The sequence below is a fragment of the Methylocystis sp. Se48 genome (assembly GCF_056269425.1).
In genome coordinates this window covers 1,060,690-1,087,122 of the sequence record NZ_CM149850.1, presented here as the reverse complement: position 1 = coordinate 1,087,122, position 26,433 = coordinate 1,060,690, and the positions used below count along the sequence as shown (strand labels likewise).

The window sequence follows — 26,433 nt, the reverse complement described above, 5'->3', positions numbered from 1 at the left end:
AAAGAGCGGCGATGACGGAACGACAAAAAAAGAGTCGCACGAGCCCGGCGGCTTCCGCGGACCTCACGCGGCGCGCGGCGCTCGCCGGCGCGGCATGCCTCCTCGCAGCGGGCGCTCGCGCGGAGGAGCGGCCGACAACGCTCTTCCTTTCCCACCCGTCGGCCCTCGCGCACGATCCCGGCCCGGGCTGGCCGGATAGCCCTGAGCGGCTTCATGCGCTCATGGCCGCCCTGGCCGCGCCGAGCTTCTCCGGGCTCGCGCGGGCCGAGGCGCCGGCCGCCCCGCGCGAGACGCTGCTGCGCGTCCATGCGCCCGCGCATCTTGCGCGTCTCGAACAGGCGGCGCCGAGGGACGGCCGCGCCCGGCTCGAAGCGGACGTCGTCATGAACGCCGGCACGCTGGAGGCGGCGTCGCGCGCGGCCGGCGGCGCCGTTGCGGCTGTCGACGCGGTCATGCGCAAGGACGTCCGCAACGCCTTCGTCGCCACGCGTCCGCCGGGCCACCATGCGCGCGCGGAGGCGCCGATGGGCTTCTGCTTCTTCAACAACGCGGCCGTCGCCGCGCGTCACGCGATCGCCGCGCAGGGCGCCGAGCGCGTCGCCATCGTCGATTTCGACGTGCATCACGGCAATGGCGTGCAGGAGATTTTCTGGGACGAGAAGAAGATTCTCTACTGCTCGACGCATCAAATGCCGCACTATCCCGGCACAGGCGCCGTGAACGAGGCGGGCGCGCATGACAACATCGTCAACGCGCCGCTGCGCAAGGGCGACGGCGGCGACGCCTTTCGCGCGGCGCTGACCGCGCGCATCCTGCCTCGGCTTGACGCCTTCGCGCCCGACCTCGTCGTACTTTGCGCGGGCTTCGACGCGCATTTGCATGATCCGCTGGGCGGCCTGCGTTTCGTCGAGGAAGATTTCCGCGACGCGACTCTGCGCGTGATGGAGGTCGCCGCGCGCCGTTGCGAGGGGCGCATCGTGTCGCTGCTCGAAGGCGGCTACCGGCCCGAAAACCTCGCGGCCTGTGTGGCCGCGCATGTCGGCGCGCTCGCCGAAATCTAGCGGCGGCTCTTCTCGACCACGCCCACCATCGGCCCCATCGGGTGAAAGCGGTCATGCCGCGAGATCGACGGGGCATAGAGCGCCGAGGCCGATCCGCCGTCGAGAAAGAGCGCGTCGGGGCATTTCAGACGGTCGCGAAAAAGCTTCGCGAAAGCGTGAAAGGTCACCGGCTGATTGGAGATCGCGAAACGCACGACATGCCCGTCCGCGACTCCGACGCCATTGCGGTATTTCTCCGACACGCCGCTTTCGTGAATGCGCGGATTGATCCGCCCGCCGACGAGCAGCATCGGTCCCGACTGGGTCGCATAGGCGGGGCGAGCTCGCGATTTCAGGAAGCGACCGGTCTCGCTGACGCCCGCCCGCGCGCCGTCGATCCAGAAGACGCCATTGGGCTTCATGTGGAAATTGCCGGGGCCGGACGCGGTATTGGCGGCGTGAAGCGTCTCGCCGCCTTCCACGAACAGGCCGACGGGAGAAAAATCCCCGGCGTACATGCCGGCGTTCATGGCGAAGACGAGGGTCTCGCCCCGCGCGGCCGCATCCGACGAGAGGCGCGAGAAATCGCCGTAGAGCGCGCCGGCGCGGTCGCGCAGGAAGAGCCGGATCGACGCCTTGCGCGCGTCGAATTCGCAGACGGCGTAGGAAGCGCCGGCCTCCTCGATCTCTGCGCAGGGGCCCGCCCGCGCGGCGCCGGGGGCAAAGGCCGCGGCGGCGGCGAAGGCCAACGTCAGCCATCTCGTGGCGACGGTCATCTCGAAACGCTCCAGGATCGTGACGCGAAGCGGAAAGCAGCCGCGGCAGTCTATCGGCGACGATTAGAATTGAAAGCAAATGCCGGACGGAATTAGCAACAAATGCGCGGTTACGGTCTCGACAAAGGCGCGGAGCGTCGCGTCGCCGCAGGAGGGGGTCCAAGGTGCTGGGGTTCGAAATCTGGAAGAACGGCCGGAAGATCGCGACGACGGGGCTCGCCGGCGCCGGAGCGATGTCGTTCATGCTCACCTGGGTCGGCAAGGGGGCCGGGGCGTCATCGCAGGTCACTTTGAGCGGCGAGATCGAGGGGCTTGACCTGCGCGTCGGCGGCCTCGACGCCTCGGATCCGGCGGGTGAAATGAGCGTGGAATGGGTCGAGGACACGGCGTTGCGGATGGACGACGACATCCGGATCCGGATCGTCTCGGCCAGCGCGGCCGACGCGCCGATCCGCCGCGAACCGACGAAGGGCGTCATCGACGGCGTTTCGGGCCTTCGCTTCGGAACCTGCCCGGCCTGTGGCGCGCCGCGCCTGCACAGCGCCGCCCCGCTGGCGGAATGACGCCGATTTGAAACGGCGCGCCGGCGCCGCTAGATAGGCGGAACCAGCGCCCGGCGGCGCGTTCCGGAGACCGGCTTGTCCCATTCCATTACAGAGGCCATCGAGGCCATCGCGCGCGGCGAGATCGTGGTCGTCACGGACGACGACGACCGCGAGAACGAGGGGGATCTCGTCATCGCCGCGGCGCTCTGCACGCCCGAGAAAATGGCCTTCATCATCCGCCATTGCTGCGGCATCGTCTGCGCGCCGATCACGCTGGAGGAGGCGCGGCGCCTTCACCTCGCGCCGATGGTCGCGGAGAACGACGCGCCGCTCGGCACCGCCTTCACCGTCTCGGTCGACGTGCGGCACGGACTGACCACCGGCATTTCCGCCGAGCAGCGCTGCAATACGGTGCGCGCGCTCGCCAATGGCAATATGGGGGCGGCGGATTTCGTGCGGCCCGGCCATGTCTTCCCGCTCATCGCCAGGGATGGCGGCGTGCTGATGCGCTCCGGCCACACGGAAGCGGCCGTCGACCTGTGCCGGCTCGCGGGATTGCCGCCGGTGGGCGTGATCTGCGAACTCGCCAATGACGACGGCACGGTGATGACTGGACCGCAGATCGTCGATTTCGCCGCGCGGCACGGCCTCAAGCTCGTCTCGGTCGCGGATCTTATCGCCTACCGGCAGGCGCGCGAGAAGCTCGTGGAGCGCGTCGCGACCTTCCCCGTGAAGACGGAGTTCGGCGACTTCGCCGGACACGCCTATGTCACGCCTTTTGACAGCGTGCAGCATTTCGCGTTCGTGCTCGGCGCCATCGGGGACGGCCGCGACGTGCCGACGCGGCTGCATCGCGCGGACATTCTGTCCGACGTGATGGGCGGCGCGCCGACCATCAAGAAGACGCTCGCGCGCTTCGCGCGGGAAGGCCGCGGCGTGCTCGTCTATCTGCGCGACGGCGCCGCCGGCGTGCCGGCGAACGTCGTCGGCCGCGCGCCGGAAAACGCCGAGGAAACCCGCAAGCGGCAATGGCTCGACGTCGGGCTCGGCGCGCAGATTCTGAAGGATCTCGGCGTGTCGTCGATCCGCCTGCGCTCCTCCTCCGCCAAGCCGCGCGCCTTCGTGGGGCTGTCGGGGTTCGGGATCGAGATTACGGGCGTGGAGCCGGTGGAGTAGCGCCCCGGCTCACTCCGCCCGCGGATGCGCCGACCTGTAGGCGTCAAGCAACCGCTTCTTGTCCACGGCCGTATAGACCTGCGTGGTAGAGAGCGAGGCGTGGCCGAGCAATTCCTGGATCGTGCGCAGATCGCCGCCGCGCCCCAGAAGATGCGTCGCGAAGGAGTGGCGCAGCGCGTGGGGGGTGGCGCTGTCGGGCAGGCCCAGCGCCCCGCGCAGGCGCTGCACCGCGAGTTGAACGATCCGCGGCGAGAGCGGCCCGCCCCGCGCGCCGACAAACAGCGGCCCGCCGGAAAGATCATAGGGACAGATGGCGAGATAGGCCTCGATCGCCCGCCGCACCGGCTCGATCACGGGCAGCGTGCGCGTCTTGCCGCCCTTGCCGATAATGGCGACGCGGTCGACCCGGCCGACGGGCGCATCCGCCCGCGCGATGGAGAGCGCCTCGGAGATGCGCAGCCCCGCGCCATAGAGCAGCGCTAGAACGGCGGCGTCGCGCGCCAGCACCCAGGGCTCGCGCGCCTCGCCCGCCCGCTGTTCGGGGTCGATCAGATCGCGCGCGTCGGCGACCGTGAGGGCCTTGGGCAGGCTGTGCGGCTTCTTCGGCGCGCGGACGGCGCCGAAGGCGTCAGTCGTGGCGAGACCCTTCTTCTCCAGAAATCTCAGGAAGTTTCGGATCGCGGCGAGCGCCCGCAGCAGTGACCGGCTCTCGAGCCCGTCGTTGCGCCGCCGCGCGAGATAGGCGCGCAAATCCGCGGGCTGGAGCGCCCGCAAAGCCGCCGCGTCCGGCCGCGCGCCGAGGTGTTCGGTCAGGAAAGTCAGGAAGCCGCCGACGTCGCGGGCGTAGCCGTCGATCGTATGGCGGGAGGCGCGCCGCTCGCCGGCGAGCGCCACGATCCATGCCGCCGCCTCGCCAGCGATCTCCGGCGACGCGCGAAAAGCCGCCGCGCCTGGCGGCGGTTTCGCCGCCCGCGCGCGCCGCGAAGCGCCGCGCGGGCTATTCAGAAAAGAATCGGACATGGGCCGAGCGTGCCGCAAAAAGCTTAAAACAAGAACCGCTTTCCGCGAGCCCGCGGCCGGGACGTCACGCGCCGGCCTGGATCTCCGCCTTGGCCTTGGCGAGCATCTCGTCCATCGTGCGGCGAATCTGATGCTCGGACTGGTCCACGCCAGCCGCCTCGAAATCCTTCTTCACCGTCGCAACCACGCGCTCGTCCGCGTCGGCGGAGACTTCCGCCGCGACGAGAGCGTCCGCATAGGCCTGGGCGTCGGCGCCGGTTTTGCCGAGCTTTTCCGCCGCCCAGAGACCGACGAGCTTGTTGCGGCGCGCCTCGGCGCGGAACCGCAGCTCCTCGTCATGGACGAAGCGTTTCTCGAACGATTCCTCGCGCTGGTCGAAAGTGCTCATGTCCATCCTCGGTCGGGTTTGTCTCTGACAGGAAATTCTGCGGGGAAACCGCCGCGCGCCGCATTTCGGTCGCGCCGCACGCATATAGGCGAAAACAACCCGCGGCGCCAATGCCAGGCGCCGCCAATGCGACATTCGCACACGGGCGCCGAAAAAGGCTGAAACGCCGCCAAAAAGAGCGCGTTGTGCCGGCTGCCGGTTTCGGATAGACTAGCCTATCGTCGTCGTGAGACGACCTCTGGCTTGTCACTGGCCCCCAAAGACGCTACGACCGCGCTCGTTGCGGTCGGCCATCCTGAAGCCCGCTCCCTGGTCGAACGCCCGGCGCGGGAGCCAAACGGAGGAGCCGCGGCCGACCCCATGGATTTTCTCAAGCCCCGGTTGATCCCTATGAACCGCCGTCGCCGCATCTACGAAGGCAAGGCCAAGGTCCTTTATGAGGGCCCGGAGCCTGGCACGTTGATTCAGCACTTCAAGGACGACGCCACCGCCTTCAACGCCAAAAAGCACGAAGTGATCGATGGCAAGGGCGTCCTCAACAACCGCATCTCGGAATATATCTTCCAGCATCTCAATAACATCGGGGTGCCGACGCATTTCATCCGCCGGCTGAACATGCGCGAGCAGCTCATCCGCGAGGTGGAGATCATTCCGCTGGAAGTCGTGGTGCGCAACGTCGCCGCCGGCTCGCTCGCCAAGCGCCTCGGGCTCGAGGAAGGCACGCAGCTGCCGCGCTCGATCATCGAGTTCTACTACAAGAACGACGCGCTCGACGATCCGATGGTCTCTGAGGAGCACATCACCGCCTTCGGCTGGGCCACGCCGCAGGAGATCGACGACATCATGGCGCTCGCCATCCGCGTCAACGACTTCCTCTCAGGCCTGTTCCTGGGCGTCGGCATCCGCCTCGTCGACTTCAAGATGGAGTGCGGCCGCCTGTGGGAGGGCGACATGATGCGCATCGTCGTCGCCGACGAGATTTCGCCCGACAGTTGCCGGCTGTGGGACATCAAGTCGAACGACAAGCTCGACAAGGACCGGTTCCGCCGCGACATGGGCGGCCTCGTGGAAGCCTATACGGAAGTCGCCCGCCGCCTCGGGATAATGCAGGAAGGCGAAACGGTCCGAGTCGGCGCGCCGAAACTGGTGCAGTAAAAAGGACGGGAACCGGCGCCCGCGCATGGGCGTCCGTTTTCTAGTAGCCCCGGCCGATGAACGCGGAGGACTTCTTCGCCTTCGCCGCCACGGGCTCGGGCGAAGAAAACTGGGAGCTGACCGACGGGGCCCCGTCCCGATCTCATCCACCGGTTTCTTGCGCCAGGCGCATCGTGCGCCATCTCATCGTCCTTCTGGACCGCGCGGAGGCGTCTAGCGGCGGAACATGGGCTTGCCGCTGCGGACGTCGGCGGACCCTTACCCTGCGCAACGTCTATCGCGACGCCGGCCTGCGATGATCTGGCGAAACCCGTCTGGCCTTTGGCCAATGGCGGCCCTTGGCTGGACGCCTCCCTCGCCGCACCTAGACGGTAGAAGGAGACGTCTTCATGACGACAGAACTTTCCGTTCCCCCGGCGGCAAAATGGCTCGGCTATGCCGGCGCAATTCCCTTCGTCGCCGGCGCGCTTGCCTGCCTGCCGGCCGCCGCGCCGCTACGCCCCTTGGGAATGGCGCTGCTTCTCGATTACGGGGCGATCATCCTATCATTCATGGGCGGCGTGCACTGGGGCGCGGCCCTGCTCCGCAACGACAATGACGCCGGGACGCTCGGCCGCAGCGTCGTCCCTGCGTTGATCGCCCTGCCCGCCCCGCTCGCCGGCGGCCGGGCGGGCCTGATCCTTCTCGCAGCCGGTTTCGGCGGATTGCTTTTCTACGACGAATGGGAAACGCAGGCCGGGCGGGTTCCACAATGGTATCCGCTGCTGCGCCGGCCGCTCACAGCGATTGTGGTCCTTTCGCTGCTCGCCGGCGCTTTTTTTCAAGGCTTCGTCTGATTGGATGATGAAGTCTGCCGCTTATTGCATCTATATTTATAGCGTTGCGGGACAGGAGACATACAGCTGATTGGCGATCTTGGAAATTTATCGCCTAATTCAGCTGTATCGCAACTCGAATATTTTTATCTAAAAGCGATCTTGTGACCCGTCTTCTACAATGACGGATGCTTCAATGCGTCCGAACGAAGATAATACACCATTTTTTACTGGAGGGACTTATGACGACTCGATCCAATCTGTCGCGCCACGCGTTCGCCGCCAGCCTCGTCCTCGGCGCCGCGATCGCCATGACGGGCCCGGCCTCAGCAGGCTCGAAACTCGTGCCCTTTTTCGGGAGCGTGATGACTTTCAACGGGACGACCGAAACGACGGCCAACAACAATGTCGACCCCTTCGTGGTCCAGTTGTTCTCAGCTGGCAACGAATGCCTCAGGATCGCCGTAACCTCTCAGGGGACGGATCTTGAGGCGACTCTGGTTTCGCCGGACGGCCGCACTTGGCGCGACGATGACGGCAACGGCTCGCTTCGCCCGCTGGTAAAGGCGATCACGGTGACGCGCGGCTGGCATATTCTCCGCCTGTCCCACTATAACGGCGCCGCGGTGAACGCCGACTTCACCGTTCAGGTTCTCCGCACGACGTCGACAAACCTTCAGTGCAGCCCGCCGACGTCTCCGGTGACGAGCTTCGCGGCCCCGGCCCAGAAGCCCGCGGCCGCCATCGCCAAGCTGCCCGGCGGCTCGCAATGAGGCGCGCAGCGCGAGAGGCCTTGCGCGCCGCGGGCGGCAGCCCCTCGCGATCCGCCGCATAAGGACGCCCCGGCGTCTTGCGCTTTCCGGCTCGCCTCGCTAACCGTGGGGCGAGCCAACTGGATTCCAAGCCCATGAAAGCACGTGTCGTCGTCACCCTGAAAAACGGCGTTCTCGATCCGCAAGGCAAGGCGATCGAGGGCGCGCTCAAGTCGCTCGGCGTCGAAGGCGTCGCGAGCGTGCGCCAGGGCAAGGTGTTCGACGTGGAGATGGCGGGCGCCGACCCGGCCGCCGCCAAGGCGCAGCTTACCGCCGCCTGCGAGAAGCTGCTGGCGAACACCGTCATCGAGAACTACCAGATCGACCTCTAAAGAACACGCCCGAGGGTTACGCAGATGAAAGCCGCCGTCATCGTCTTCCCCGGCTCCAATCGCGAAGGCGACATGGCGCGCGCGCTCGAGCAGGCGACGGGCAAAAAGCCCGACATGCTCTGGCACGCCGACCATGATTTGCCGACGGGCACGGATCTCGTCGTGCTTCCGGGCGGGTTCTCATACGGCGATTATTTGCGCTGCGGCGCCATCGCCGGCCGCGCCGCCATCATGGATGCGGTGCGCGCCCACGCCGCCCGAGGCGGCCTCGTGCTGGGCGTCTGCAACGGATTCCAGATCCTCTGCGAGAGCGGCCTGCTGCCGGGCGTTCTGATGCGCAACGCCAACCTGCGCTTCGTCTGCAAGATGCAGCATCTGCGCGTGGAGCGGAACGACACGGCGTTCACGCGGCAATATGCGAAAGGTGAGGTCATCGAGGTTTGCATCGCCCATGGCGAAGGCAATTACGAAGCCGACGACGCGACGATCGAGCGAATCGAGGGCGAGGGGCTGGTCGCCTTCCGCTATTGCGACGCGGCGGGCGTCGTGGGGGGCGCGGCGAACCCCAACGGCTCGCGCAACGACATCGCGGGGATTTATTCCGGCAAGCGCAATGTGCTGGGCCTGATGCCGCACCCGGAAAATCTCATCGACCCGCTGGTCGGCGGGATAGACGGCCGGGCGCTGTTCGAGAGTCTCGCCAGCGCGGCGTGATCACCTCCTCTCCGCCGCCTTCGCCACCCGCCACAAGGCCCGCTCGGCCTCCATTCGCGCGCTCGCGGCGCTGGCGCGGGCGCGCGTCTGGGCCTCGCGCAAGGGCTCGATCAGCGCGCCGAGGCGCGCCGAGGTCCAGGTCTTGAGCTGCGCCTCCATCAAACCCCGATGCATGAAGCCGAAGCCGGCGCGAAAGAGCGCATTGACGCCAGCGTCCGGGCGCCCGCCCTCGCGCTCCATCGCGAGGCGGGCGCGATGCAGTGCCACCGCGTAACGCAACGCGGCGAAGAGCAGCGCGCCGGGATCGCCACCTTGCGCGAAATAAGCATCTAGAGTTTCGCCCGCGCCGCCCGCAAACGCCGCCGCGACCACCCGGTCCGAGGCGACGTTCGACGCATGGGCGACGATCGCCTCGACGTCGGCGGCCTCCACATGTTCGCGCCCGTGCATGAAGAGAACGAGCTTGGCGAGTTCGGCGCGGCTCATGAGCCGGTCCTCGCCGAGCGCGGAGAGGAGCAGCGCGCGGGCCTCGGGGCTCGCCACGAGCCCCGCTTCGCGCAGCGTCCGGTCGACGAGGGCGTGGATGTCCTGCTCCGTGTCGGGCGGACATTCGATCCCGGCGCCCTGTTTCGCGCCCTCGACCAGCTTGCGCAGCGGCGCGTCCTTCTTCAGCGCGCCGGCGGTGAGCACGACCGTGCAGGCGGCGGGCGGCGCGGAAATGAGCGAGGTCACGGCCGGGACGACCGATTTCGCGCCCGTCTCGACGAGAATGGCGCGCCGCCCGCCAAAAAGCGGCGTGGTGTTGGCCTCGTCCAGCAGCGTCAGCGGATCGGCGGCGACCGCGTCGCCGGAGAGTTCGACGAACTGGAAGGGATCACGGCGGTCGTCAATGCGCCTCGCGACAACCGTCAGCGCCCGCTCTCGGACCATGCCCGCGTCCGGGCCATGGACGAGGAAGAGAAAGACGCCCTCGGGCGGCGAAGCGACGAAGCGTTCAGCGTCCTTGTGCGGGACAGCGACCATTCAAGCCTCTCCCTGTCCCCCTCCCGCGTCAGCGGGCGGGAGTCGGGGCGGAGGCCGGTCCCCACGCCGCCAATTCGGTCGCGACGCGCGTGCGGATCGAATCGGCGATCACCTTGGCGTCGCGGATTTCCGCGTCGCGCGCCGCGCGGACGTTGGAAAAACGGTTCGAGAAGCGGTCGTAGCTCGCGATATTAAAGGCCGTGCCCCTGGTCACTTCCACATTCTGCGGCCAGGTGACAAGCCGGTAGTCGGCGTCGGCGATGACCGTTGCGGAGGTGGCGCGGCCGGTGACCGTGTCGAGAATCGGCGTCTGCACGCGCTCGCGCAGGGTGACGGAAAGACGATAGCGCGGCTGAACCGTCGAGCCCGTGCCGTTGAAGCCGTAAATCAGCTCGTTGCGGATGTAATGGCCGATCCGACCTGGAATTTCGTCAACCTCGATCGCCTGAAGCTCGGTCGCCAGCGACGAATTGTCCAAGCCGCCGCTCGCGCCGTACAACGGCTCGATGCAGCCTGCGAGAGGAAGCGCGGCGGAGAAGGCGAGAAACGCCGGAATTAGCCGCCAAACTCTCGACCTCTTGCGCCGAGGCGCCGCCTGCGGGCTTCTCGGAGAAAGCAAGTCTTTCGCCGCGCGGCTCGCCTCGCTAAACGACCACATTGACGATCCTCTTCGGCACGAGAATGAATTTCCTGAGCGGCTTGCCTTCCATGGCGCGGATCACGCCATCTTGCGCGAGCGCCTCTTTGCGAATCGTTTCCTCGTCGGCGTCGTGCGCCACCAGAATCTCCGCGCGCTTCCTGCCGTTCACCTGCACGGGCAGGCTGATCATGTCCTGCGCGACGAGCGCCGGGTCGGCGGCCGGCCAGTCGGCTTCCGATACCAGCCCTTTGTGGCCGAGATCGGTCCAGCATTCCTCCGCGACATGCGGCGTCATGGGCGCTACGAGGCGGATGAGCGCGTCCGTCGCCTCGCGGAAGGCGAAGGCGAGATCGGCGCCAACCGGCGTCTGCGTCACGGCGTCGAGCGCCGCGGTGAGTTCGTTCACGAATTCGCGGATGCGGGCGATGGCGCTGTTGAAGCGCAGGCGCTCGATGTTCTCGGAGACCTGCGCGACGGTCTTGTGCGTCGCCTTGCGAATCTTGAGCGCCTCCGCGCCGATCTCAGCCGGAGCCTGCGCCCCCACAGGCGCCGCGACATGGCCAAGCTCCCCGGTGATGCGCCACAGGCGCTGCACGAAGCGCCAGGCGCCTTGAGCGCCCTCGTCCGACCAGATCACGTCGCGGTCGGGCGGCGAGTCGGAGAGCACGAAAAGGCGCGCCGTGTCGGCGCCGTAGCTCGCCACGATGTCGTCGGGATCGACCGTATTCTTCTTCGACTTCGACATCTTCTCGATGGGGCCGATCTCGACCTCGGCGCCGCCATCGAGAAGGAAGGCGCGCCGTCCCCCCTCCCCGCTCTCGATGCGGATCGAGGCGGGCGATACCCAGCCGTCCGGACCCTTATAGGTCTCGTGCACGACCATGCCCTGCGTGAAGAGGCCGGCGAAGGGCTCGGCGACCGCCGCATGCCCGGAATCGCGCATAGCGCGGGCGAAGAAGCGGGAATAGAGCAGATGCAGGATCGCGTGCTCGATCCCGCCAATATATTGATCGACCGGCAGCCAGCGTTTGAGCGCCTCGGGGCTCGCGGGCGCGTCGGCGTTCAGCGGGTCGGTGAAGCGCGCGTAATACCAGGACGAGTCGACGAAAGTGTCCATCGTGTCGGTCTCGCGGCGCGCCGGCTTTCCGCAGGAGGGACAGGGGACATTCTTCCATGTCGGATGGCGGTCGAGCGGATTGCCGGGCTGGTCGAAGCTCACATCCTCGGGAAGCTTCACCGGCAGATCGGCGTCCGGAACGGGCACGGGGCCGCAGGTCTCGCAATGGATGATGGGGATCGGGCAGCCCCAATAGCGCTGGCGCGACACGCCCCAGTCGCGCAGCTTGTAGTTCACCTTGCGCACGCCCTGCGGCGCGTTGAACAGCGCTGTATTCTCAAGGCGGTTGGCGACCTCATTCTTCGCCTGTTCGACGGTGAAGCCGTCGAGGAAGCCGGAGTTCACGAGTCTGCCGTCGGCGTCGAAGGCTTCGCCGCTTTTGGCGATCTTCGCTTCGAGTTCGATGGCGTCGACGCCCTCGGGGGCGACGACGACCTTGAAGCCGAGCCCGTATTTCGTCGCGAAATCCAGATCGCGCTGGTCATGCGCCGGGCAGCCGAAGATCGCGCCCGTGCCGTAATCCATCAGGATGAAGTTCGCGACGTAAACCGGCAGCGTCCAGTTGGGATCGAAGGGATGCACGACGCGAAGCCCGGTGTCGAAGCCCTGCTTCTCGGCTGTCTCGATCGCCTCGGCCGACGTGCCGCCCCGACGGCATTCCTCGCAGAATTCGGCGAGCGCCGGATTCCTCGCGGCGGCGGCCTTGGCCAATGGATGATCCGCGGCGAGCGCCACGAATTTCGCGCCGAACAGCGTATCGGCGCGCGTCGTGAAGACCTCGACCTCGCGCGCATCATCCAGCGGCTCTGCGAGCGCGAAGCGCACCAGCATGCCCTCGCTGCGGCCGATCCAGTTGCGCTGCATGAGGCGCACCTTGTCGGGCCAGCGCTCCAGCGTGTCGAGCGCCTCCAGCAGCTCGACGGAATAGCTCGTAATCTTGAGGAACCACTGCGTCAGCTCGCGCTGCTCGACGAGCGCGCCGGAGCGCCAGCCGCGCCCGTCGATCACCTGCTCGTTGGCGAGCACGGTCATGTCGACCGGGTCCCAGTTCACCTTGGATTTCTTGCGGTCGACGATGCCGGCCTTCAGAAAGTCGAGAAAGAGTTTCTGCTGGTGCTTGTAATATTCCGGATCGCAGGTCGCGATCTCGCGCGACCAGTCCAGCGAGAGGCCGAGCGTCTTGAGCTGGGCGCGCATGGCCGCGATATTGGCGTAGGTCCAGCGGGCGGGATGCGCGCCGGTCTGCGCCGCGGCGTTTTCCGCCGGCAGGCCGAACGCGTCCCAGCCCATGGGATGCAGCACGTCATAGCCCTTGGCGCGCATGTAGCGGGCGATGACGTCGCCCATGGAATAGTTGCGGACATGGCCCATGTGGAGGCGCCCGGAGGGATAGGGAAACATCTCCAGCACGTAATATTTGGGCGCGTCGGGCTTCGATCCCGCCTTGAAGACGTCGCGCTCCTCCCATGTCTTCTGCCAGCGCGGCTCGGCTTCGGCGAAATTATAACGGTCGGGTCTCATGGAGGGCGGCTGTCCGGTGGGAGCGGTGAGAATTGCGCCCCTAAATGCCGGGCGAGCGGGGGGTTGTCAAAGGGAAGCCCGCCCTCGTCGCGACGATCGCGCCGTCCGTCGCGCCGCTGTCCCCATCGCGACCCAGCCGAAACCCTCGGCCATTAGATTGACCCCGAGGAAGAACCCCAGCGTGTAAAGCCCGGACGCCGGCCATTCGGCGAGGATGAGCGCGCCCAAGAGCAGGCTCAACGCCCCGGCGACCGCCACCACCTCCCATCGCCCGAGATCGCGCAGCAGAAATGCGAGCGCGATCTTGACGACGCCCGCGGCGATGAGCAGCGCGCCAATGAGCGCCGTGAGGGACACGGCGGTCTGGAGGGGAAATCGGGCGGCGGCCATGCCGGTGAAAGCCGTCAGGCCGCCGACGCCCGCCCAAAGGAGGGCGCGTCCCCGCGGCCGCATCTGGAAAGCGGTGACGATCTCCCAGAGGCCGGACACGATCATCGCGACGCCGATGTAAAGGACCGCCAAAACGGTGGCGAGGAAGACGTTGAAGACCGCGAAGACGCCGGACGCGATGAAAAGCGTTCCGAGCAGGACGAACCACGCCCATTTGGCGCGGCAATGAGCCGCGTGATCGAGAAACGAGTCACTATGGAACGTCTCGCTCGACGGCATAGGCGTCCTTCGCCGCGCCTCCCGGCGGCGCGGCTTCTTCTCTCCGAAAAGCGGTTCGCCATGGGGAGATAGGCTCCCGCCGCACGGCCGCAAGGGCGACTTGACCCCCGGCCGCAAATCCCCGATGTGGCCCTCATGACCATCATCGATCGCTACAACGGCGCCAAAGCCGCCATTGCCCGCGCCGCGACCGACTGCGGCCGCGACCCCGCAGCCGTCACGCTCGTCTGCGTGACCAAGACCTTTCCGGCCGAGGACGTGGTTCCGCTGCTGGAGGCGGGTCATCGCGTCTTCGGCGAGAACCGCGTGCAGGAGGCCATGGGCAAATGGCCCGCGCTGCGCGAAAAATTCCCGGGCGTCGAACTGCATCTCATCGGCCCGCTGCAATCGAACAAGACGAAGGAGGCCGTCGAGACGTTCGACGTCATTCAGAGCGTCGACCGCGAAAAGATCGCCGCCGCGCTGGCCGAGGAAATGCACAAGCAGGGCAAGCGTCCCCGACTTTTCGTGCAGGTCAACACCGGCGCCGAGCCGCAAAAGGCGGGCGTCCTGCCGCAGGAGGCGGACGCCTTCATCGCGCTTTGCCGCGAAAAACACGGGCTGGAGATTTCGGGCCTGATGTGCGTGCCGCCGGTCGACGAGCAGGCCTCGCCGCATTTCGCGCTGCTCGCCGACATCGCGAAGCGGAACGGGCTCGGCGAACTCTCGATGGGCATGAGCTCGGATTTCGAACTCGCGATTCAGCTCGGCGCGACCTATGTGCGCATCGGCTCCGCGATCATGGGCGCACGGGATTATCCCTGACCCACGATGATCGCGACGCGGCGCGCTAACCGCGGCAGCAGCCGCGCCATGTCGCGCGCGCGCAGCGCCACGCAGCCGGCCGTAGGCCCGAGGTCTTCACGCGCGACGTGGAAAAATATCGCGCTGCCCCGCCCGCGCACGCGCGGCCTGAGATTGTAGTCCATCACGCCGACGACGTCGTAGAGCCGGTCATTGCGCCACATCTCCTCGTGGCTCAACCGCGAGGGCGCGCGCAGCGGGCGGTTGTAGAGGAAGGAGCGCGCGTCGTCACACCAGATGTCGTCGCGGCGCGTCAGCCGCCAGGGGGCGCGCAGGAAGGCGGAACGGCGCAGATAAAAACGCAGGACGGCCCATTCGCCCGCCGGCGTCGCGCCGTCGCCCTCCCGCTTGAAGCGCGTCACGCCATTGCGGCCGAGCGCGCAGGGCAGGACGAGCCCGCCCGCGATCAACCGCCCCTCGTGCGGCTTGCCGCAGATGCGCCGCGACACGCGCAGCGTTGTGATGACTGTTGAACGCATGGCCGCCCTGACGGAAAATCGCGCCGATGAGGATCAGCCTTCATATCAGACTTTCCGGCCGGCGATGACCTGCATGATCCGCATCGTCGCCGCCCCTCGGCTCACGGCCTTGCTCGCCGAGCAGTTCGAGGCGCTGGGCGGCTTCGACGTCCAGCCTGTCGAAAACGGCGAAGCGGCGCTCGCCGCCCCTTGGCCCGACGCTTTTCTGCTCGACGCGGAGGCCTGCGACGCGGTCACGCTGGCCGGACGGCTGCGGGAAAGCGGCTTCGGCGACGCAATCTTGACGATCTCGACCGGCGCCTGCCCCAACGCCGATGCGGTCGTGAAGCGTCCGTTTCGCTTCTCCGACCTCGTCGCCAGCCTCGAATCAGCGCGTGCGGCGCGGGAGGAAAACGCCGGCTTCGGCGCCCGGCTGACCGAAAAGGAGGCGGCGATTCTCGAACGGCTCGCGCGCGCGGAGGGCGCGGTCATTCCCAAGGCCGCCCTTCTCGCCGAGGTCTGGGGCTATGGCCCGAATGTCTCGACCCGGACGCTCGAAACGCATATCTGCCGCCTGCGCCGCAAGATCGAGGCGGATCCGTCGCGCCCGCGCCGGCTGCTCACGGAGGGCGGCGGCTACCGGCTCGCGCGCCCCCGCGCGCCGGATTGAGGGCGAGGCGCTTCCCACGCCTTAAAAAAACGATATGACTGCGGCTCTGTGGAAGCCGAATGACTCCCGACGACGATATCGACAATCTCACGCGCATCCCGCTCTTCGCCATTTTCGAGACGGGCGCGCTTCGCATGTTGGCCTTCTCCTCGCAGACGCGCCTCCTGCGGGCGAGCGAGGCGCTGTTTCACCGCGGGGATGAGTCGGACGGCGGCTACATCCTCACCTTCGGCTCGGTCGCCCTCTCGACGCACGACGACGGCAGGCCGCCCGCCCATATCGTGCGGCCGTGGGCGCTTATCGGCGAAACCGCCCTCGTCTCGCCCTCCCTGCGGCCGGTGACGGCGCGGGCGACGGAGCCGACCACCGTGCTCAAAATCGACCGCAAGACCTTTCATCAGATCCTCGAACGGCATCCGCTGACTGCGGCGCGGACGCGCGATTTCTTCCGCGACCGGCTCATCGACTTCGCCCGCAACGCCGCCGCGAGCCTCTCAAGCGGGGATTGATCGCGGATTTACGTTACGCGGCGAAAAGACGCGACCGCCCCTCTCCCAGACGGTCGTTCCCGGATTAAATAGAATTGTTGACGCGTAAGCTCGGCGGGCCGGTTGCGTAGCGTAGGATGTCGCCCGCATTTGGAGGATCGATATGCGTAAGGGCATCGAGAAGGCGCTGTCCGGCGCCCTGTGCGGCGCGGTTCTGGCGGCCGCCCTGCCTTCGGATGTTTTCGCCGCCCCGATGGCGGCGCCGCCCGCCGCCGTCGGCCTGTCGGCGCAGGCTGACAAGGTCTGGTACCGCCGGTGGGGCGGCGGTTACTACCGCGGCTATCATCCCTATTACGGCGGCTATTATCGCCGCCATTACAACCCCGGCGCGGCGATCGCCGCGGGCGTGGGCCTCGGCCTGCTCGGCGCCGGTCTCGCCGCCTCGAGCGGCGGCTATTACGGCGGTTATTATCCGTATTATAATTACGGATATTCCCCATATTACTACGGTTACGGGTATCCGTCCTCCGGTTACTGGGGCTGGTGAGCGCCTTCCGATAATCGCTGTGCAGACGGCGGCGCGGGCCCGCGCCGCCGTTTTTTTAACGCCTTCCCGCCTAAAGATTGCGCGCTCATCCGGCGGCCGCCGAGGCCCGCCCGCGCAAAGAGGCAGGAATGGCGAAAGAGATCGCAACCACCCCCTTCACCGACCAGCGGCCCGGCACATCGGGGCTGCGCAAGAAGGTTCCGGTCTTCCAGCAGCGCCATTACGTCGAGAATTTCGTTCAGTCGATCTTCGACTGCCTGGAGGGCTTCGAAGGGCGGACGCTCGTCGGCGGCGGCGACGGCCGCTACTATAATCGCGAGGCGATCCAGACGATCCTGAAGATCGCCGCCGCCAATGGCTTCGGCCGCGCGGTGGTCGGGCGCGGCGGCATTCTCTCGACTCCCGCCGTCTCGGCGCTCATCCGCTCCATCAAGGCCTTCGGCGGCGTCGTCCTTTCGGCGAGCCACAATCCCGGCGGGCCGCAGGGCGATTTCGGCATCAAATATAATGTCGCCAATGGCGGCCCGGCGCCCGAGAAAGTGACGGACGCGATCTACGCGCGCACGAAGGAAATCACGTCCTTCAAGATCGAGGATGCGCCCGATATCGACATCGACCGGCCCGGCGCGTCGCAGATCGGCGCCATGCGCGTCGAGATCGTCGACAGCGTCGAGAACTACGCCGCGCTGATGCAGACGCTCTTCGACTTCGACCGCATTCGCGACGCCTTCCGCGCCGGCTTCACCATGAAGTTCGACGCCATGTCGGCGGTGACGGGGCCTTACGCCACGGCGATCCTCGAAGGCATGCTCGGCGCCGCGCCTGGCAGCGTGCTCAACGGCGATCCCCTGCCGGATTTCGGCGGCCATCACCCCGACCCCAATCTCGTCCATGCGAAGCACCTCTACGATCTCGCAATGTCGGAAAACGCGCCCGACATTTGCGCGGCCTCGGACGGCGACGGCGACCGCAATCTCATCATCGGGCGCAACCGCTTCGTGACGCCCTCCGACAGCCTCGCCATTCTCGCCGCCAACGCTCATCTCGCGCCGGGCTACAGGAACGGCATCGCCGGCATCGCGCGCTCCATGCCAACGAGCGGGGCCGCCGATCGCGTGGCGACGAAGCTGGGCGTCGGGATGTATGAAACGCCTACCGGCTGGAAATTCTTCGGCAATCTGCTCGACGCCGGACTCGTGACGATCTGCGGCGAGGAGAGCGCCGGCACCGGCTCCAGCCATGTGCGCGAGAAGGACGGCCTCTGGGCCGTATTGCTGTGGCTCGACATTCTCGCGGCGCGCAAGCAGAGCGTCGACGCGATCGTGCGCGAGCACTGGGCGACCTATGGCCGCAACTATTATTCCCGCCACGACTACGAGGAGGTCGACGCCGACGGCGCCAATGCGCTCATCAAGACGCTGCGCGACGGGCTGCCAAGCCTGAAGGGCAGGACGTTCGGCGCGCTCGAAGTCGCCGGCGCCGACGATTTCGCCTATCACGATCCGGTCGACGGCTCGGATTCGAAAAATCAGGGCCTGCGCGTTATGTTCGCGGACGGCTCGCGCATCGTCTATCGCCTTTCGGGCACCGGCACGGCGGGCGCGACGCTGCGCGTCTACATAGAACGCTACGAGCCGGACCCCGCGAAGCAGTTCGTGGAAACGCAGGCGGCGCTCGCCGACCTCATCGCGCTCTCGCGCGAGATCGCCGGGATCGAACGCTTCACGGGACGCACGGCGCCGAGCGTGATTACTTGAAGATGTGACAGCGGGGATTAAGCGTAACCGGCGTTAATCCTGCCGCTTGGGGAAGAACGAACGAGCTCCGCGCTAGCATGACCCATCGCCAAGCGGCAATGGGAGCGCGCAGTGATCAAAACCTTTCTCGATCATCAATTTCTGCGAATGAAGATCGGCGCCGTCATGATCGGCTGTAGCGGTCTGTACTTCGCCTATGACCAATATGACAAGAAAGCCCATTACATCCCGGCGCAGGCGCGCGTCTCCAACGTGGCGGAGCTCTGCTACATGGAGAAAAAGAGCGGGCGCGCCACGACCACTTCGGACGTCGTCGCTTGCGACGTCGCACATTACGCCGTGAAGAACCATCCGAAATGGCAGGGCTTCACAGTCAGATCGAAGATCCGTCTCGAATATGAATATGTCTCTCCGGTCGACAACCGCACCCATTCCGGCAAACGCATATTTAACGACTGGCCGGAGGGAAAGAAACTGAGCCGCGGCGAGGCCTTCATGATCCGGGCCTCGAAGACGGACCCGAACAAGTCGCGCGAAATCTGACGCGACCGCCTCGCCATCCGGCGCTCCCCACAGCTATAAACGCGGCTGACGCAGGAGGGCGGCATGAACGAAGCGGCGGCAGGCGCACGGTGGATCGAACATGAATCGCGCGCGACGATTCTCGCGGAGCTGCACGCCCGGCCCTTCCTGCCGCTGCGCGTTCCCCGCCGCATCTATCACTTCGCCTTTGCGACGAGCCGTGAGGAAGCGGCGGCCGACCGCGCCGCGCTGGAGCAACTGGCGCGCGCCGGCGGGGGCGAACCGCCGCCGCCCGACGCCAAGTTTCATTATTTCCGCTTCCGCGACTGGCGACTGCGCTGGGAGGAGCACACCGAATTCACCACCTACACTTGGTCGACCTGGCTCGACGCCGAACGGCCCTTCCACCATCCCGATCCGATCGGAACAAACGAGATCGCTTTCCGCCCGCCGGGCCGCCTCGTCGTCGCTGCGCATCTTTGCGTCGTCGACCGGCAGATTTCGCTCGACGAACTGGCGGCGCAATTCAACTCGCAAAGCCTCTGCGTCGTGGGGCTGGGCAAGGACGGCGCCCACGCCCTCACCGATTTCGCCGTCGACGCGCAGGGCTTCACCCGGCTCGCGATCCGCACGTTGCACGCGCCGCCGCTGGAGGCGGGCCGCCTCGCGCAGCGGCTGCTGGAGGTCGAGACCTACCGCACCATGGCGCTTCTCGGCCTGCCGCTCGCCCGCTCTGTGGCGCCAGACATCGCCATGATGGAGGAGGAACTGTCCGAGATCACCCACGCCCTGTGCTCGGATCGCGGCGCGCTCGACAGCCACGAGCTGTTGAAGCGTCTTTCCGATCTGCTGGCGGCCAATGAGGCGCTATCGACGCGCACGGCCTTTCGTTTCGGCGCGAGCCGCGCCTATCACGCGCTCGTCAAGAACCGGCTTGAACTCCTGCAGGAGACGAAGGAAGGCCAATATCCGACGATCTCGAATTTCCTCAGTGCGCGCCTCGACCCGGCGATCGAGACCTGTAACGCGCTCCAGGCGCGGCAGACGCGCTTTTCGACCGACGTCGCGCGCACCACCAATCTTATGCGCACGGGCATCACGCTGGAGATGGAGCGCCAGAACGGCGCGCTGCTCGACGACATGGTTCGCCGCACGCGCCTGCAAATGCGTCTCAATCGCATGGTGCAGGGCATATCCGTCGCCGGCCTCGCCTATTATCTCGTCGGTCTGTTCGCCTTTGTTGCGAAGGGAATGAAGGACGCGGGCGCCCTGCCGCCAACAATTTCGGCCGATGTCATCGAGGCGATCGCCGTTCCCTTCGCGCTGCTTGTCTCATGGGCGTTCATGGCGCGCGTGCGGTTTCTCTCCAACCGCGCCGCCAAGGAAGAGAAGATCGACTGACTATTCCAGATCGAGCGGCGCGACGCCCTTGGGCGCGCCGTTTTCCCCGAGCGTGATCTTTTCGACCCGCGCCTCTGCGTCGGCCAGGAGCTTTTCGCAACGCTCCTGCAAGGCCTTGCCGAGGGCGTAAAGGCGAACCGACTCGTCCAGCGAGACAGAGCCCTTCTCAAGTTCGCCGACGATGCGCTCAAGCTCCTGCATGGCCTTCTCGAAGGCCATTTCGGCGACGTTCACGCTGCTTTCGGTCTTTTCGGTGGGCATGCGCCGGTTCTAACGCAGACGCGCGCCTTTGGCTACGCCGCCGCGCGCTCATGTCGGGTCCACGGCGCCCTCGGCGATCATCCGCAGCGCTGTCAGGCTCGGCGCGAAGAAGTAATCACCGCCGCGCATCTCCACGAATTGCGGTATTCCCTCGACGATGAAGGGCGGCCGCGCGCCGTGCGGATCGGCGGGAATCACGAATTTCGCCTTCGGTCCGTTCCGCCGGCGGGCCTCCGGATCCGTCGCGTCGGCGCCGAGCGAATGATTGCCGACGATCGGACATGTGTCGCTGCCGGCGCGCGCGTCGAGCCCGTAATTGATCCATTGCTGCTGCACGAATTCGAACTGCCGGAACAGGTCCGCGCAAACCGCCAGCATGACGATGCCGTGCTCGCCCTCGTCCGTCGCGTCGGGCCCGGACTCGCCGTAAGGCAGGCCGCGGCGCAGGATGCGGCGGCGGTTATTGAGCACGGAGCCGCCTTTGAGAATCGCAAGTTTCGGATCGGTCAGATCCCCGCGCGGGTCGAGCCCGTCGCGCGTATTGACCCGGCGCGTATGCGACGTCAGCGGACAGGTTCCGCCCTGGCGGTCGTTCGCGTAGGAAAAATCCGAATAGGCCAGTTGCAGTTCCTTTTCCAGGTCGCGAATCCGCGCTTCCTGCGGCGGCGAGGGACTCTTGATTTTCTTGAGCGCTTTCAGCTCTTTCTTTTTCGGACCATAGTCGCTGTCGAATTTTTCCTTCGCCGCGAAATCGGCGGCCTTCGAGAGCGGAACGCCGTCCCGCCAGCGGCCGACCATCTTTGCGATCAGCAGATTCGCCGCGTCCTCGACTGTCTCGATTCCCGACACTTTCTGAAAATCCGCAGCAGCTCTCGCGATGAAATCGCGCCAGCTCTTCACATTCTGATGGAGCTTGCGATAGGCCATGAACGTGCCGTTGCGGAAAAAGGAAATCGGCGTGATGGGGCCAGAGGTTTCCTGCGCCTCGTCGGGATATCCCAGCAAAAACTCGCCCGTCGCGAGCGGACGCCATTTGCCCTCGCCGTCCACCGCGCCATTGCCGCGCGCCTGCAGTTCCCCGTCGCCGAAGAGATACTGACCCTCGAAGACGGGATCGCTGATCCCGTCGGCAAGTTCGAAATGCTCTACCCGGCGCGGCTCGCCATCGGCGCCGAACAGGGCGGCGAGTTCCTGATAGGGCGCGCGCGGCGCGCCCTTCCGGTTGTGGCCTTCAAGGCGCATGACGCCATTGCGCCGCGCGGCCTCCATGACCAGATCGGTCATGTCGTCCAGCTTGCCGCGCGTTTCCGTCCGGGCGTTCAGCGACACGAGGATATGCGCGGGCCGCGCGTCGTCCTGCCATACCTCGTCCCATTTCGAGCGCCAGTCAGCGCCGGCGAAATCGTCGCCCAGAAGACGGGCGCGCTTCGCCATGCCGTCGATGAAGGCGTCGGGCATGACGCGCAGAGTGCGCGTCGGCGCGCCAATGGCCACAAGCCCCGGGTAGGTAAAGGCGATGTTGAGCGTGACCGCCGGCCTGGGGACGAGCTTTTCGCCGGGCTTCGAGGGCTTGCCCTCCCAGCGCAGCGCGCTCGTCACATGCGGGCGCAGCGCGTCGATGAAGCGCCGGCCGTTGTCTGCGCGCGTCTGCGCGTCGCCGGTCTCCTCGATGAAAAAGAGGAGCATCCGGCCATAGGGAAATCCCTGCTTGCCATAACCCGCGAGAATATTGCCCTGGATGTCGGCGAGATCGAGAGTCACAGCCATCTCAGGCCCCCATGCCGATCGCGCCCGGCGCCTGCGTCGGCGACGTCACATTTTCGGGCTCATGCGCGCGCGCGAATTCGCAGAAGCGCTCCTGCAACGCCTGCGCCTTCGCGGGATCGACGGCGAGGGTCTGGTTGTCGATGGCGAAGCGCGTGAAATGGTCGCGCAGATAGAGCGCCTTCAACACCTCTGGCAATGTCGCGTTCTCAGCCGGCGGGAACGGCTTCTCCCCCGCCTGATTCGCCATGAAGACGACCGCGGCCGTGCCGGCGGCGAAGCCCAGCGCAACATGCAAAAGCCACAAGAGATGTGAAGCCGAGTCGGCGACCGACTGCAACAGGAAATAGACGGCGAAGGCCGTCGCCGCAAAGACGGCCGTATACGTCCAGATGCTGATCTCGGGCAGACGTCCAGCTTCAGGAGACAGGCTGTCGGGATGCTCCTTGATGGGGATATTGTCCATGAAATAGTCATGGAAAGGCATAGTCGTCTTTACCTGGCAACGCGCTATATAGCGCGCGAAACTTTCCGCGTCGGTCACTTCCTCGAATCGTTCACAGTGCCGGAAGACCTCCCTCAATTCGTCGCCCGAAGCGTTCCACAATTCGACGAGATAGGCGTCGCGCTCGCTGTCGCCGCCGCTTGCCGAGTCGAAATCCGCCGAGAAGAACAGAAACGGATTGGAGAGATGATCCTGCGCCTGAGGATTGACCGGATTCACATGCAGGCGCGGCGGCGCCAGCAATTCCGTTAGGACGGTGAAAAGCGCGTTGACCGGCTTGCGGCCGACATAGGCGACGTCCTCGATGACGACGAAACGCGCGAAGTGATTGCGCGCATTTTTCGCGAAGGGGCTCGTCCCCGTGCAAAAAGGCGTCTGTTGCGCGGGCGCGAGCTTCGCGAGCGCCGCCCGCAGCTGATGGACCGGGGACGCCTCCGCGCCTTTTTCGGGATCGGCCACGATGGTCTTCACGGGTATCAGCGTCGACAGAAAGTAAGCCCCGCAATCGAAATTGGGCATATCGAAACTCCGGGCTGAAACATGCGCCAATCAGGCGCGACGGCGCAGACGGTCCGCCGCGTACGTGTCGTTGCTGGCCACCGGCGCATAGCCCTGCGAGCCGAGATCGTGCTGAACTTTCAGCAGCCGTTTCACATACGATTTTTGGAACTCTTCGGCGGAAAGCTCCTTGCTCTCGCGCGCGAGCGCCAGCAATTCGCGCCGGACGCGCAATGCGGCCTTGATGTCCCATTGCGCAGCGCCGGGCGTCGCATTGTAATAATAATCGGTGTCCGCCTGATTGACGCGGATGTAGTTCTTGAAGGGCGTGATCGGGATCGACTGCGGATATTTCGTGCTCGTCGTCCAGAAGAAATCCAGCCCGCTCGGAAAGCCGTCGGCGAAGGCGTCGATATATTGATCCCAGGTGCCGTTGAAATTTGAGCAGAACAGAAGATAGTCGTTGGTCAGATTCTGCTTGCCCTGCCCGAGGTCGGGCCAGTCGTTGCGGCGCACGATCACCCAGCGCGCGAAATGGATGAAGGAGAGCCCCAGGAGCGACCGCAGCGTCGATGGCTTGGACCGCGCGAACATGAACGCGAAATCTGTCAGCCAAGTCAGATGTCGCCGCATCGGCGAAAGAGCGTTGATCGCATATGCCTTGCCGGCGACGTTCGACATGTCCCGCGCCTCGAAATCATTTCAGCAAACGTAAAGAGCCTATGGCGCTTCGTCGAAAAACACAATATCCGGCGCGAACGCCTCGCATTTTAATGATCGCTCGGCTCCGCGTGGCCGACGATGCGGAGGATTTCCGGATATTCCTCGCGCACGCGGCGCTCGACTTGGTCGACCGCCGCATGAATCGTCTCGACGGGAGCGGCCGGATCGACGCGGCAGTGATAAATTACGACGAGACCGCCGGCCATCTCGCGAACGCGCACGTCGTGCACATTGGCGACGTAACCGACAACCGCGCCGTGACGTTGCAGCGCCTCGGCGATTGCGCCCGCGATCGGCGCGTCCGCGTCGCGCCCGACGAGCACATGCGGCGAGAGCGGCTCGATATGCGTTTCGATTTCGACGTCGGCGCCGAATTCGTCGCGAATGGCGTTTTCGAAATCGGTGGCGATGGCGTGCGCCCGCCCCATGGGCATGGCGCCGTCGACTTCGATGTCGAGGCCAATCGCGAGGCGCTCGCCGATCTGCTGCGCGACGACGTGATGCGCGGAGAGCCGCCGACGCGCGGCGACGAGCATAATCCGCTCGGTCACGGTCTCGTCGTCTAGCGCGCGCGGGTCGGCGGTCACCGTCACGCGCGCATGCGGCGCGACGGCGCGGATGGCGGCGGTCACGTTTTCCTTGATGCGGGCGGCCTGCTCGACGCGCAGGCTGCGCGCGACGCCGATCGTCGCCTCGCCAATCGCCTCGGCGCCCATGCTGCGCAGCCGCAGACCCTCGAGAGAGATCACGCCCGGCGCGCCGCGAATCGCCGCCTCGATCCGGGGCGACAGATCGCCGGGCGCTGCGTCGAGCAACGTGTCGATCGTGCGGCGGCCGAGACGATAGCCCGCGATGGCGATGAAGCCCGCCACCCCGAGAGAGGCCACCGCGTCCGCCTGCGGAAAGCCGTAATGCGCGGCGACGACTCCCGCAAGCGCGAACACGGAGGAGACAAGATCGCTCGCGAAATGCATGGCGTCCGCCGCCAAGGCGTCGCTGCGCTCCTCCCGCGCGACGACGCCGAGCTGGCGGGCGCGGACGGCGTCGACCAGAATTGACCCGAGGAGCGCGCTGAAGACCGGCCAGCCGACGTCGATCTCGACGCTGCCCGCGCCAAGACGACGGATCGCCTCGCCGACGACGAGGAGCGCGAGGCCGAACAGCAGGCCGGTCTCGACAAGCGCCGCAAGCGCCTCATATTTTCCATGTCCGTAGTGATGCTCGGCGTCCGCCGGCTTTTCGGCTTCCCGCACCGCGTAATAGGTGAGCGCCGTCGCGCCCGTGTCGACGAAAGCGTGACCCGCCTCCGACAGCAGCGCGAGCGAGCCGGACCAGAGGCCGGCCGCGAGCTTCGTTGCGGCGAGCAGCGCGCTCGCGGCGATGGAGGCCCGAGCGGCGGCGAGTTTCCGGCTGGCGCCCGTCGCGTCGAGCGCTTTCGTCTCGGTCATGAGGAATCGTGTCCGCCGCAGGATGGTTCGACAGGCTTTCGCCTAGCAAGCGCGCCGCGGCGCCGCAACAGTGTTATCATGGCTGGGTCAATCGGAGTTCAAGGGAATGAAGTTTCTGCATGCGATGATCCGCGTAGGCGATCTCGACCGTTCGCTGCGCTTTTTCTGCGACATTCTGGGCCTGCGCGAAGTGCGCCGCACAGAGAACGAAAAGGGGCGCTATACGCTCGTCTATCTTGCGGCGCCGGAAGACGCAGACGAGGCCCTGCGCACCGGCGCGCCGACGATCGAACTGACCTACAATTGGGATGAGCGCGAATATTCCGGCGGGCGCAATTTCGGCCACCTCGCTTTCGCCGTAGACGACATTTACGAGGTCTGCGCCCGGCTTCAGCAAGCGGGCGTCACGATCAACCGGCCGCCCCGCGACGGTCACATGGCCTTTGTGCGCACGCCCGACGGAATTTCGATCGAATTGCTCCAGAAAGGCAAACCGCTGGAGCCGGCCGAGCCCTGGGCCTCGGCGGCCAATGTCGGAAGCTGGTGAGGCGAGAGAACGCGCTGCGCCGCAAAATGCGTCGTCCCACGATTTACGTGAGCAGACGCAGCGAAGAAAATTCCTCTTGGGCATGAAACTTTAGCCCAAGTGGAGCGTTAGACCGATACGGGGGTTCAGGAGGGACGGCGCTGCGCCTCCGTCGCCAAAATTCTTCGCGTCGATCGTCGTAAGCTCGTCACAGGGCTTCGTTATTCTGACGCGGTTAGTAGTCTCTGCCTGCCGATCGGCTTCATGCCGGCGACAGGG

Annotated in this window: 29 protein-coding genes; 16 read left to right on the top strand and 13 right to left on the bottom strand. The window is 66.2% G+C overall.

The genetic code is table 11. The features are described from left to right. Nucleotides 1-11 precede the first annotated feature (11 nt). A complete protein-coding gene (locus ACV959_RS05320; RefSeq protein WP_475738879.1) occupies nucleotides 12-1,061 on the top strand; it encodes a histone deacetylase family protein in 1,050 nt (349 codons plus the stop codon). Here the strand turns inward: ACV959_RS05320 and ACV959_RS05315 are convergent. Then, nucleotides 1,058-1,816, bottom strand: coding sequence for a phosphodiester glycosidase family protein (locus ACV959_RS05315; RefSeq protein WP_475738878.1), 759 nt, complete (start codon nucleotides 1,814-1,816; stop codon nucleotides 1,058-1,060). The two genes, ACV959_RS05320 and ACV959_RS05315, sit on opposite strands and share 4 nt — an antisense overlap. 164 nt (nucleotides 1,817-1,980) lie before the next feature. Between ACV959_RS05315 and ACV959_RS05310 the strand changes: the two genes are divergently transcribed. Next, nucleotides 1,981-2,379: a hypothetical protein gene (locus ACV959_RS05310; protein ID WP_475738877.1), complete on the top strand. Its 399-nt coding sequence runs from the start codon at nucleotides 1,981-1,983 to the stop codon at nucleotides 2,377-2,379. Nucleotides 2,380-2,454: 75 nt separating this feature from the next. Then, nucleotides 2,455-3,537, top strand: coding sequence for a 3,4-dihydroxy-2-butanone-4-phosphate synthase (gene ribB, locus ACV959_RS05305; protein ID WP_475738876.1), 1,083 nt, complete (start codon nucleotides 2,455-2,457; stop codon nucleotides 3,535-3,537). 9 nt (nucleotides 3,538-3,546) lie between these two features. On the opposite strand, the gene ACV959_RS05300 is transcribed toward ribB, so the two are convergent. Both ACV959_RS05300 and ACV959_RS05295 read right to left on the bottom strand, forming a co-directional pair. Continuing rightward, nucleotides 3,547-4,557 (bottom strand): tyrosine recombinase XerC, encoded by a 1,011-nt coding sequence (locus tag ACV959_RS05300; RefSeq protein ID WP_475738875.1) that lies wholly within the window; start codon nucleotides 4,555-4,557, stop codon nucleotides 3,547-3,549. A gap of 64 nt (nucleotides 4,558-4,621) precedes the next feature. Beyond that, complete coding sequence (locus tag ACV959_RS05295) at nucleotides 4,622-4,945, bottom strand: DUF1476 domain-containing protein (RefSeq protein ID WP_475738874.1); 324 nt, start codon at nucleotides 4,943-4,945, stop codon at nucleotides 4,622-4,624. A gap of 360 nt (nucleotides 4,946-5,305) precedes the next feature. Here ACV959_RS05295 and purC point away from each other — a divergent pair, with 360 nt between their 5' ends. The 5 genes from purC to purQ all read left to right on the top strand — a co-directional run bounded on the left by purC (nucleotide 5,306) and on the right by purQ (nucleotide 8,773). Beyond that, nucleotides 5,306-6,100, top strand: a complete 795-nt coding sequence (purC, locus tag ACV959_RS05290) for a phosphoribosylaminoimidazolesuccinocarboxamide synthase (protein ID WP_475738873.1) — start codon at nucleotides 5,306-5,308, stop codon at nucleotides 6,098-6,100. A 389-nt stretch (nucleotides 6,101-6,489) separates the two neighbouring features. Next, a complete protein-coding gene (locus tag ACV959_RS05285; protein ID WP_475738872.1) occupies nucleotides 6,490-6,936 on the top strand; it encodes a DUF3429 domain-containing protein in 447 nt (148 codons plus the stop codon). Nucleotides 6,937-7,157: 221 nt separating this feature from the next. After that, entirely contained in the window at nucleotides 7,158-7,688 is a 531-nt protein-coding gene (locus ACV959_RS05280; protein ID WP_475738871.1) for a hypothetical protein, read from the top strand. Between the two features lie 134 nt (nucleotides 7,689-7,822). Beyond that, on the top strand, nucleotides 7,823-8,059 hold the full coding sequence (gene purS, locus ACV959_RS05275; protein ID WP_475738870.1) for a phosphoribosylformylglycinamidine synthase subunit PurS: 237 nt from the start codon (nucleotides 7,823-7,825) through the stop codon (nucleotides 8,057-8,059). A gap of 24 nt (nucleotides 8,060-8,083) precedes the next feature. Next, nucleotides 8,084-8,773, top strand: a complete 690-nt coding sequence (gene purQ / locus ACV959_RS05270) for a phosphoribosylformylglycinamidine synthase subunit PurQ (RefSeq protein ID WP_475738869.1) — start codon at nucleotides 8,084-8,086, stop codon at nucleotides 8,771-8,773. On the opposite strand, the gene holA is transcribed toward purQ, so the two are convergent. The 4 genes from holA to ACV959_RS05250 all read right to left on the bottom strand — a co-directional run bounded on the left by holA (nucleotide 8,774) and on the right by ACV959_RS05250 (nucleotide 13,743). After that, nucleotides 8,774-9,796, bottom strand: a complete 1,023-nt coding sequence (holA, locus tag ACV959_RS05265; protein ID WP_475738868.1) for a DNA polymerase III subunit delta — start codon at nucleotides 9,794-9,796, stop codon at nucleotides 8,774-8,776. It lies immediately after the preceding gene. 28 nt (nucleotides 9,797-9,824) lie between these two features. Next, on the bottom strand, nucleotides 9,825-10,274 hold the full coding sequence (locus ACV959_RS05260; RefSeq protein WP_475738867.1) for a hypothetical protein: 450 nt from the start codon (nucleotides 10,272-10,274) through the stop codon (nucleotides 9,825-9,827). Between the two features lie 166 nt (nucleotides 10,275-10,440). After that, complete coding sequence (leuS, locus tag ACV959_RS05255; protein ID WP_475738866.1) at nucleotides 10,441-13,074, bottom strand: leucine--tRNA ligase; 2,634 nt, start codon at nucleotides 13,072-13,074, stop codon at nucleotides 10,441-10,443. A 66-nt stretch (nucleotides 13,075-13,140) separates the two neighbouring features. After that, nucleotides 13,141-13,743 carry an HdeD family acid-resistance protein gene (locus ACV959_RS05250; protein ID WP_475738865.1) on the bottom strand — a complete coding sequence of 201 codons (603 nt, stop codon included), beginning with the start codon at nucleotides 13,741-13,743 and terminating at the stop codon, nucleotides 13,141-13,143. Between the two features lie 135 nt (nucleotides 13,744-13,878). On the opposite strand from ACV959_RS05250, the gene ACV959_RS05245 reads away from it, so the two are divergent. After that, entirely contained in the window at nucleotides 13,879-14,547 is a 669-nt protein-coding gene (locus ACV959_RS05245; protein WP_475738864.1) for a YggS family pyridoxal phosphate-dependent enzyme, read from the top strand. On the opposite strand, the gene ACV959_RS05240 is transcribed toward ACV959_RS05245, so the two are convergent. After that, the gene (locus tag ACV959_RS05240) at nucleotides 14,538-15,065 is read right to left on the bottom strand and encodes a L,D-transpeptidase family protein (protein ID WP_475738863.1); all 528 of its coding nucleotides are present in this window, start codon (nucleotides 15,063-15,065) and stop codon (nucleotides 14,538-14,540) included. The two genes, ACV959_RS05245 and ACV959_RS05240, sit on opposite strands and share 10 nt — an antisense overlap. Between ACV959_RS05240 and ACV959_RS05235 the strand changes: the two genes are divergently transcribed. The 6 genes from ACV959_RS05235 to ACV959_RS05210 all read left to right on the top strand — a co-directional run bounded on the left by ACV959_RS05235 (nucleotide 15,049) and on the right by ACV959_RS05210 (nucleotide 20,429). Continuing rightward, complete coding sequence (locus ACV959_RS05235; RefSeq protein ID WP_475738862.1) at nucleotides 15,049-15,714, top strand: winged helix-turn-helix domain-containing protein; 666 nt, start codon at nucleotides 15,049-15,051, stop codon at nucleotides 15,712-15,714. The two genes, ACV959_RS05240 and ACV959_RS05235, sit on opposite strands and share 17 nt — an antisense overlap. A gap of 59 nt (nucleotides 15,715-15,773) precedes the next feature. Beyond that, nucleotides 15,774-16,223 (top strand): cyclic nucleotide-binding domain-containing protein, encoded by a 450-nt coding sequence (locus ACV959_RS05230; RefSeq protein ID WP_475738861.1) that lies wholly within the window; start codon nucleotides 15,774-15,776, stop codon nucleotides 16,221-16,223. Nucleotides 16,224-16,365: 142 nt separating this feature from the next. Beyond that, complete coding sequence (locus ACV959_RS05225; RefSeq protein ID WP_475738860.1) at nucleotides 16,366-16,749, top strand: hypothetical protein; 384 nt, start codon at nucleotides 16,366-16,368, stop codon at nucleotides 16,747-16,749. 128 nt (nucleotides 16,750-16,877) lie between these two features. Then, nucleotides 16,878-18,506 (top strand): alpha-D-glucose phosphate-specific phosphoglucomutase, encoded by a 1,629-nt coding sequence (locus tag ACV959_RS05220; RefSeq protein ID WP_475738859.1) that lies wholly within the window; start codon nucleotides 16,878-16,880, stop codon nucleotides 18,504-18,506. Between the two features lie 111 nt (nucleotides 18,507-18,617). Then, nucleotides 18,618-19,049: a hypothetical protein gene (locus ACV959_RS05215; protein WP_475738858.1), complete on the top strand. Its 432-nt coding sequence runs from the start codon at nucleotides 18,618-18,620 to the stop codon at nucleotides 19,047-19,049. A 63-nt stretch (nucleotides 19,050-19,112) separates the two neighbouring features. Continuing rightward, nucleotides 19,113-20,429: a DUF3422 family protein gene (locus tag ACV959_RS05210; RefSeq protein ID WP_475738857.1), complete on the top strand. Its 1,317-nt coding sequence runs from the start codon at nucleotides 19,113-19,115 to the stop codon at nucleotides 20,427-20,429. Here the strand turns inward: ACV959_RS05210 and ACV959_RS05205 are convergent, their stop codons facing one another. The 5 genes from ACV959_RS05205 to ACV959_RS05185 form a co-directional block, all read right to left on the bottom strand. Next, nucleotides 20,430-20,690 carry an exodeoxyribonuclease VII small subunit gene (locus tag ACV959_RS05205; protein ID WP_475738856.1) on the bottom strand — a complete coding sequence of 87 codons (261 nt, stop codon included), beginning with the start codon at nucleotides 20,688-20,690 and terminating at the stop codon, nucleotides 20,430-20,432. A gap of 48 nt (nucleotides 20,691-20,738) precedes the next feature. After that, on the bottom strand, nucleotides 20,739-22,457 hold the full coding sequence (locus ACV959_RS05200) for a Dyp-type peroxidase (RefSeq protein WP_475738855.1): 1,719 nt from the start codon (nucleotides 22,455-22,457) through the stop codon (nucleotides 20,739-20,741). 1 nt (nucleotide 22,458) lies between these two features. Beyond that, complete coding sequence (locus ACV959_RS05195; protein WP_475738854.1) at nucleotides 22,459-23,478, bottom strand: hypothetical protein; 1,020 nt, start codon at nucleotides 23,476-23,478, stop codon at nucleotides 22,459-22,461. Nucleotides 23,479-23,508: 30 nt separating this feature from the next. Further along, complete coding sequence (locus ACV959_RS05190; protein WP_475738853.1) at nucleotides 23,509-24,138, bottom strand: hypothetical protein; 630 nt, start codon at nucleotides 24,136-24,138, stop codon at nucleotides 23,509-23,511. Between the two features lie 89 nt (nucleotides 24,139-24,227). Then, nucleotides 24,228-25,628: a cation diffusion facilitator family transporter gene (locus ACV959_RS05185; RefSeq protein WP_475738852.1), complete on the bottom strand. Its 1,401-nt coding sequence runs from the start codon at nucleotides 25,626-25,628 to the stop codon at nucleotides 24,228-24,230. A 106-nt stretch (nucleotides 25,629-25,734) separates the two neighbouring features. On the opposite strand from ACV959_RS05185, the gene gloA reads away from it, so the two are divergent. Further along, a complete protein-coding gene (gene gloA, locus ACV959_RS05180) occupies nucleotides 25,735-26,175 on the top strand; it encodes a lactoylglutathione lyase (RefSeq protein ID WP_475738851.1) in 441 nt (146 codons plus the stop codon). Nucleotides 26,176-26,433: the final 258 nt, after the last annotated feature.

What these genes read in the sequence shown, in the direction of transcription:
- ACV959_RS05300 (WP_475738875.1), bottom strand. Translation starts at nt 4,557, where the DNA reads ATGTCCGATTCTTTTCTGAATAGCCCGCGCGGCGCTTCGCGGCGCGCG.
- ACV959_RS05320 (WP_475738879.1), top strand. Translation starts at nt 12, where the DNA reads ATGACGGAACGACAAAAAAAGAGTCGCACGAGCCCGGCGGCTTCCGCG.
- ACV959_RS05235 (WP_475738862.1), top strand. Translation starts at nt 15,049, where the DNA reads ATGACTGTTGAACGCATGGCCGCCCTGACGGAAAATCGCGCCGATGAG.
- ACV959_RS05205 (WP_475738856.1), bottom strand. Translation starts at nt 20,690, where the DNA reads ATGCCCACCGAAAAGACCGAAAGCAGCGTGAACGTCGCCGAAATGGCC.
- holA (WP_475738868.1), bottom strand. Translation starts at nt 9,796, where the DNA reads ATGGTCGCTGTCCCGCACAAGGACGCTGAACGCTTCGTCGCTTCGCCG.
- purQ (WP_475738869.1), top strand. Translation starts at nt 8,084, where the DNA reads ATGAAAGCCGCCGTCATCGTCTTCCCCGGCTCCAATCGCGAAGGCGAC.
- ACV959_RS05230 (WP_475738861.1), top strand. Translation starts at nt 15,774, where the DNA reads ATGACTCCCGACGACGATATCGACAATCTCACGCGCATCCCGCTCTTC.
- ACV959_RS05285 (WP_475738872.1), top strand. Translation starts at nt 6,490, where the DNA reads ATGACGACAGAACTTTCCGTTCCCCCGGCGGCAAAATGGCTCGGCTAT.
- gloA (WP_475738851.1), top strand. Translation starts at nt 25,735, where the DNA reads ATGAAGTTTCTGCATGCGATGATCCGCGTAGGCGATCTCGACCGTTCG.
- ACV959_RS05190 (WP_475738853.1), bottom strand. Translation starts at nt 24,138, where the DNA reads ATGTCGAACGTCGCCGGCAAGGCATATGCGATCAACGCTCTTTCGCCG.
- ACV959_RS05245 (WP_475738864.1), top strand. Translation starts at nt 13,879, where the DNA reads ATGACCATCATCGATCGCTACAACGGCGCCAAAGCCGCCATTGCCCGC.
- leuS (WP_475738866.1), bottom strand. Translation starts at nt 13,074, where the DNA reads ATGAGACCCGACCGTTATAATTTCGCCGAAGCCGAGCCGCGCTGGCAG.
- ACV959_RS05195 (WP_475738854.1), bottom strand. Translation starts at nt 23,478, where the DNA reads ATGCCCAATTTCGATTGCGGGGCTTACTTTCTGTCGACGCTGATACCC.
- purS (WP_475738870.1), top strand. Translation starts at nt 7,823, where the DNA reads ATGAAAGCACGTGTCGTCGTCACCCTGAAAAACGGCGTTCTCGATCCG.
- ACV959_RS05185 (WP_475738852.1), bottom strand. Translation starts at nt 25,628, where the DNA reads ATGACCGAGACGAAAGCGCTCGACGCGACGGGCGCCAGCCGGAAACTC.
- ACV959_RS05210 (WP_475738857.1), top strand. Translation starts at nt 19,113, where the DNA reads ATGAACGAAGCGGCGGCAGGCGCACGGTGGATCGAACATGAATCGCGC.
- ACV959_RS05280 (WP_475738871.1), top strand. Translation starts at nt 7,158, where the DNA reads ATGACGACTCGATCCAATCTGTCGCGCCACGCGTTCGCCGCCAGCCTC.
- ACV959_RS05315 (WP_475738878.1), bottom strand. Translation starts at nt 1,816, where the DNA reads ATGACCGTCGCCACGAGATGGCTGACGTTGGCCTTCGCCGCCGCCGCG.
- purC (WP_475738873.1), top strand. Translation starts at nt 5,306, where the DNA reads ATGGATTTTCTCAAGCCCCGGTTGATCCCTATGAACCGCCGTCGCCGC.
- ACV959_RS05225 (WP_475738860.1), top strand. Translation starts at nt 16,366, where the DNA reads ATGCGTAAGGGCATCGAGAAGGCGCTGTCCGGCGCCCTGTGCGGCGCG.
- ACV959_RS05295 (WP_475738874.1), bottom strand. Translation starts at nt 4,945, where the DNA reads ATGAGCACTTTCGACCAGCGCGAGGAATCGTTCGAGAAACGCTTCGTC.
- ACV959_RS05250 (WP_475738865.1), bottom strand. Translation starts at nt 13,743, where the DNA reads ATGCCGTCGAGCGAGACGTTCCATAGTGACTCGTTTCTCGATCACGCG.
- ACV959_RS05240 (WP_475738863.1), bottom strand. Translation starts at nt 15,065, where the DNA reads ATGCGTTCAACAGTCATCACAACGCTGCGCGTGTCGCGGCGCATCTGC.
- ACV959_RS05200 (WP_475738855.1), bottom strand. Translation starts at nt 22,457, where the DNA reads ATGGCTGTGACTCTCGATCTCGCCGACATCCAGGGCAATATTCTCGCG.
- ACV959_RS05220 (WP_475738859.1), top strand. Translation starts at nt 16,878, where the DNA reads ATGGCGAAAGAGATCGCAACCACCCCCTTCACCGACCAGCGGCCCGGC.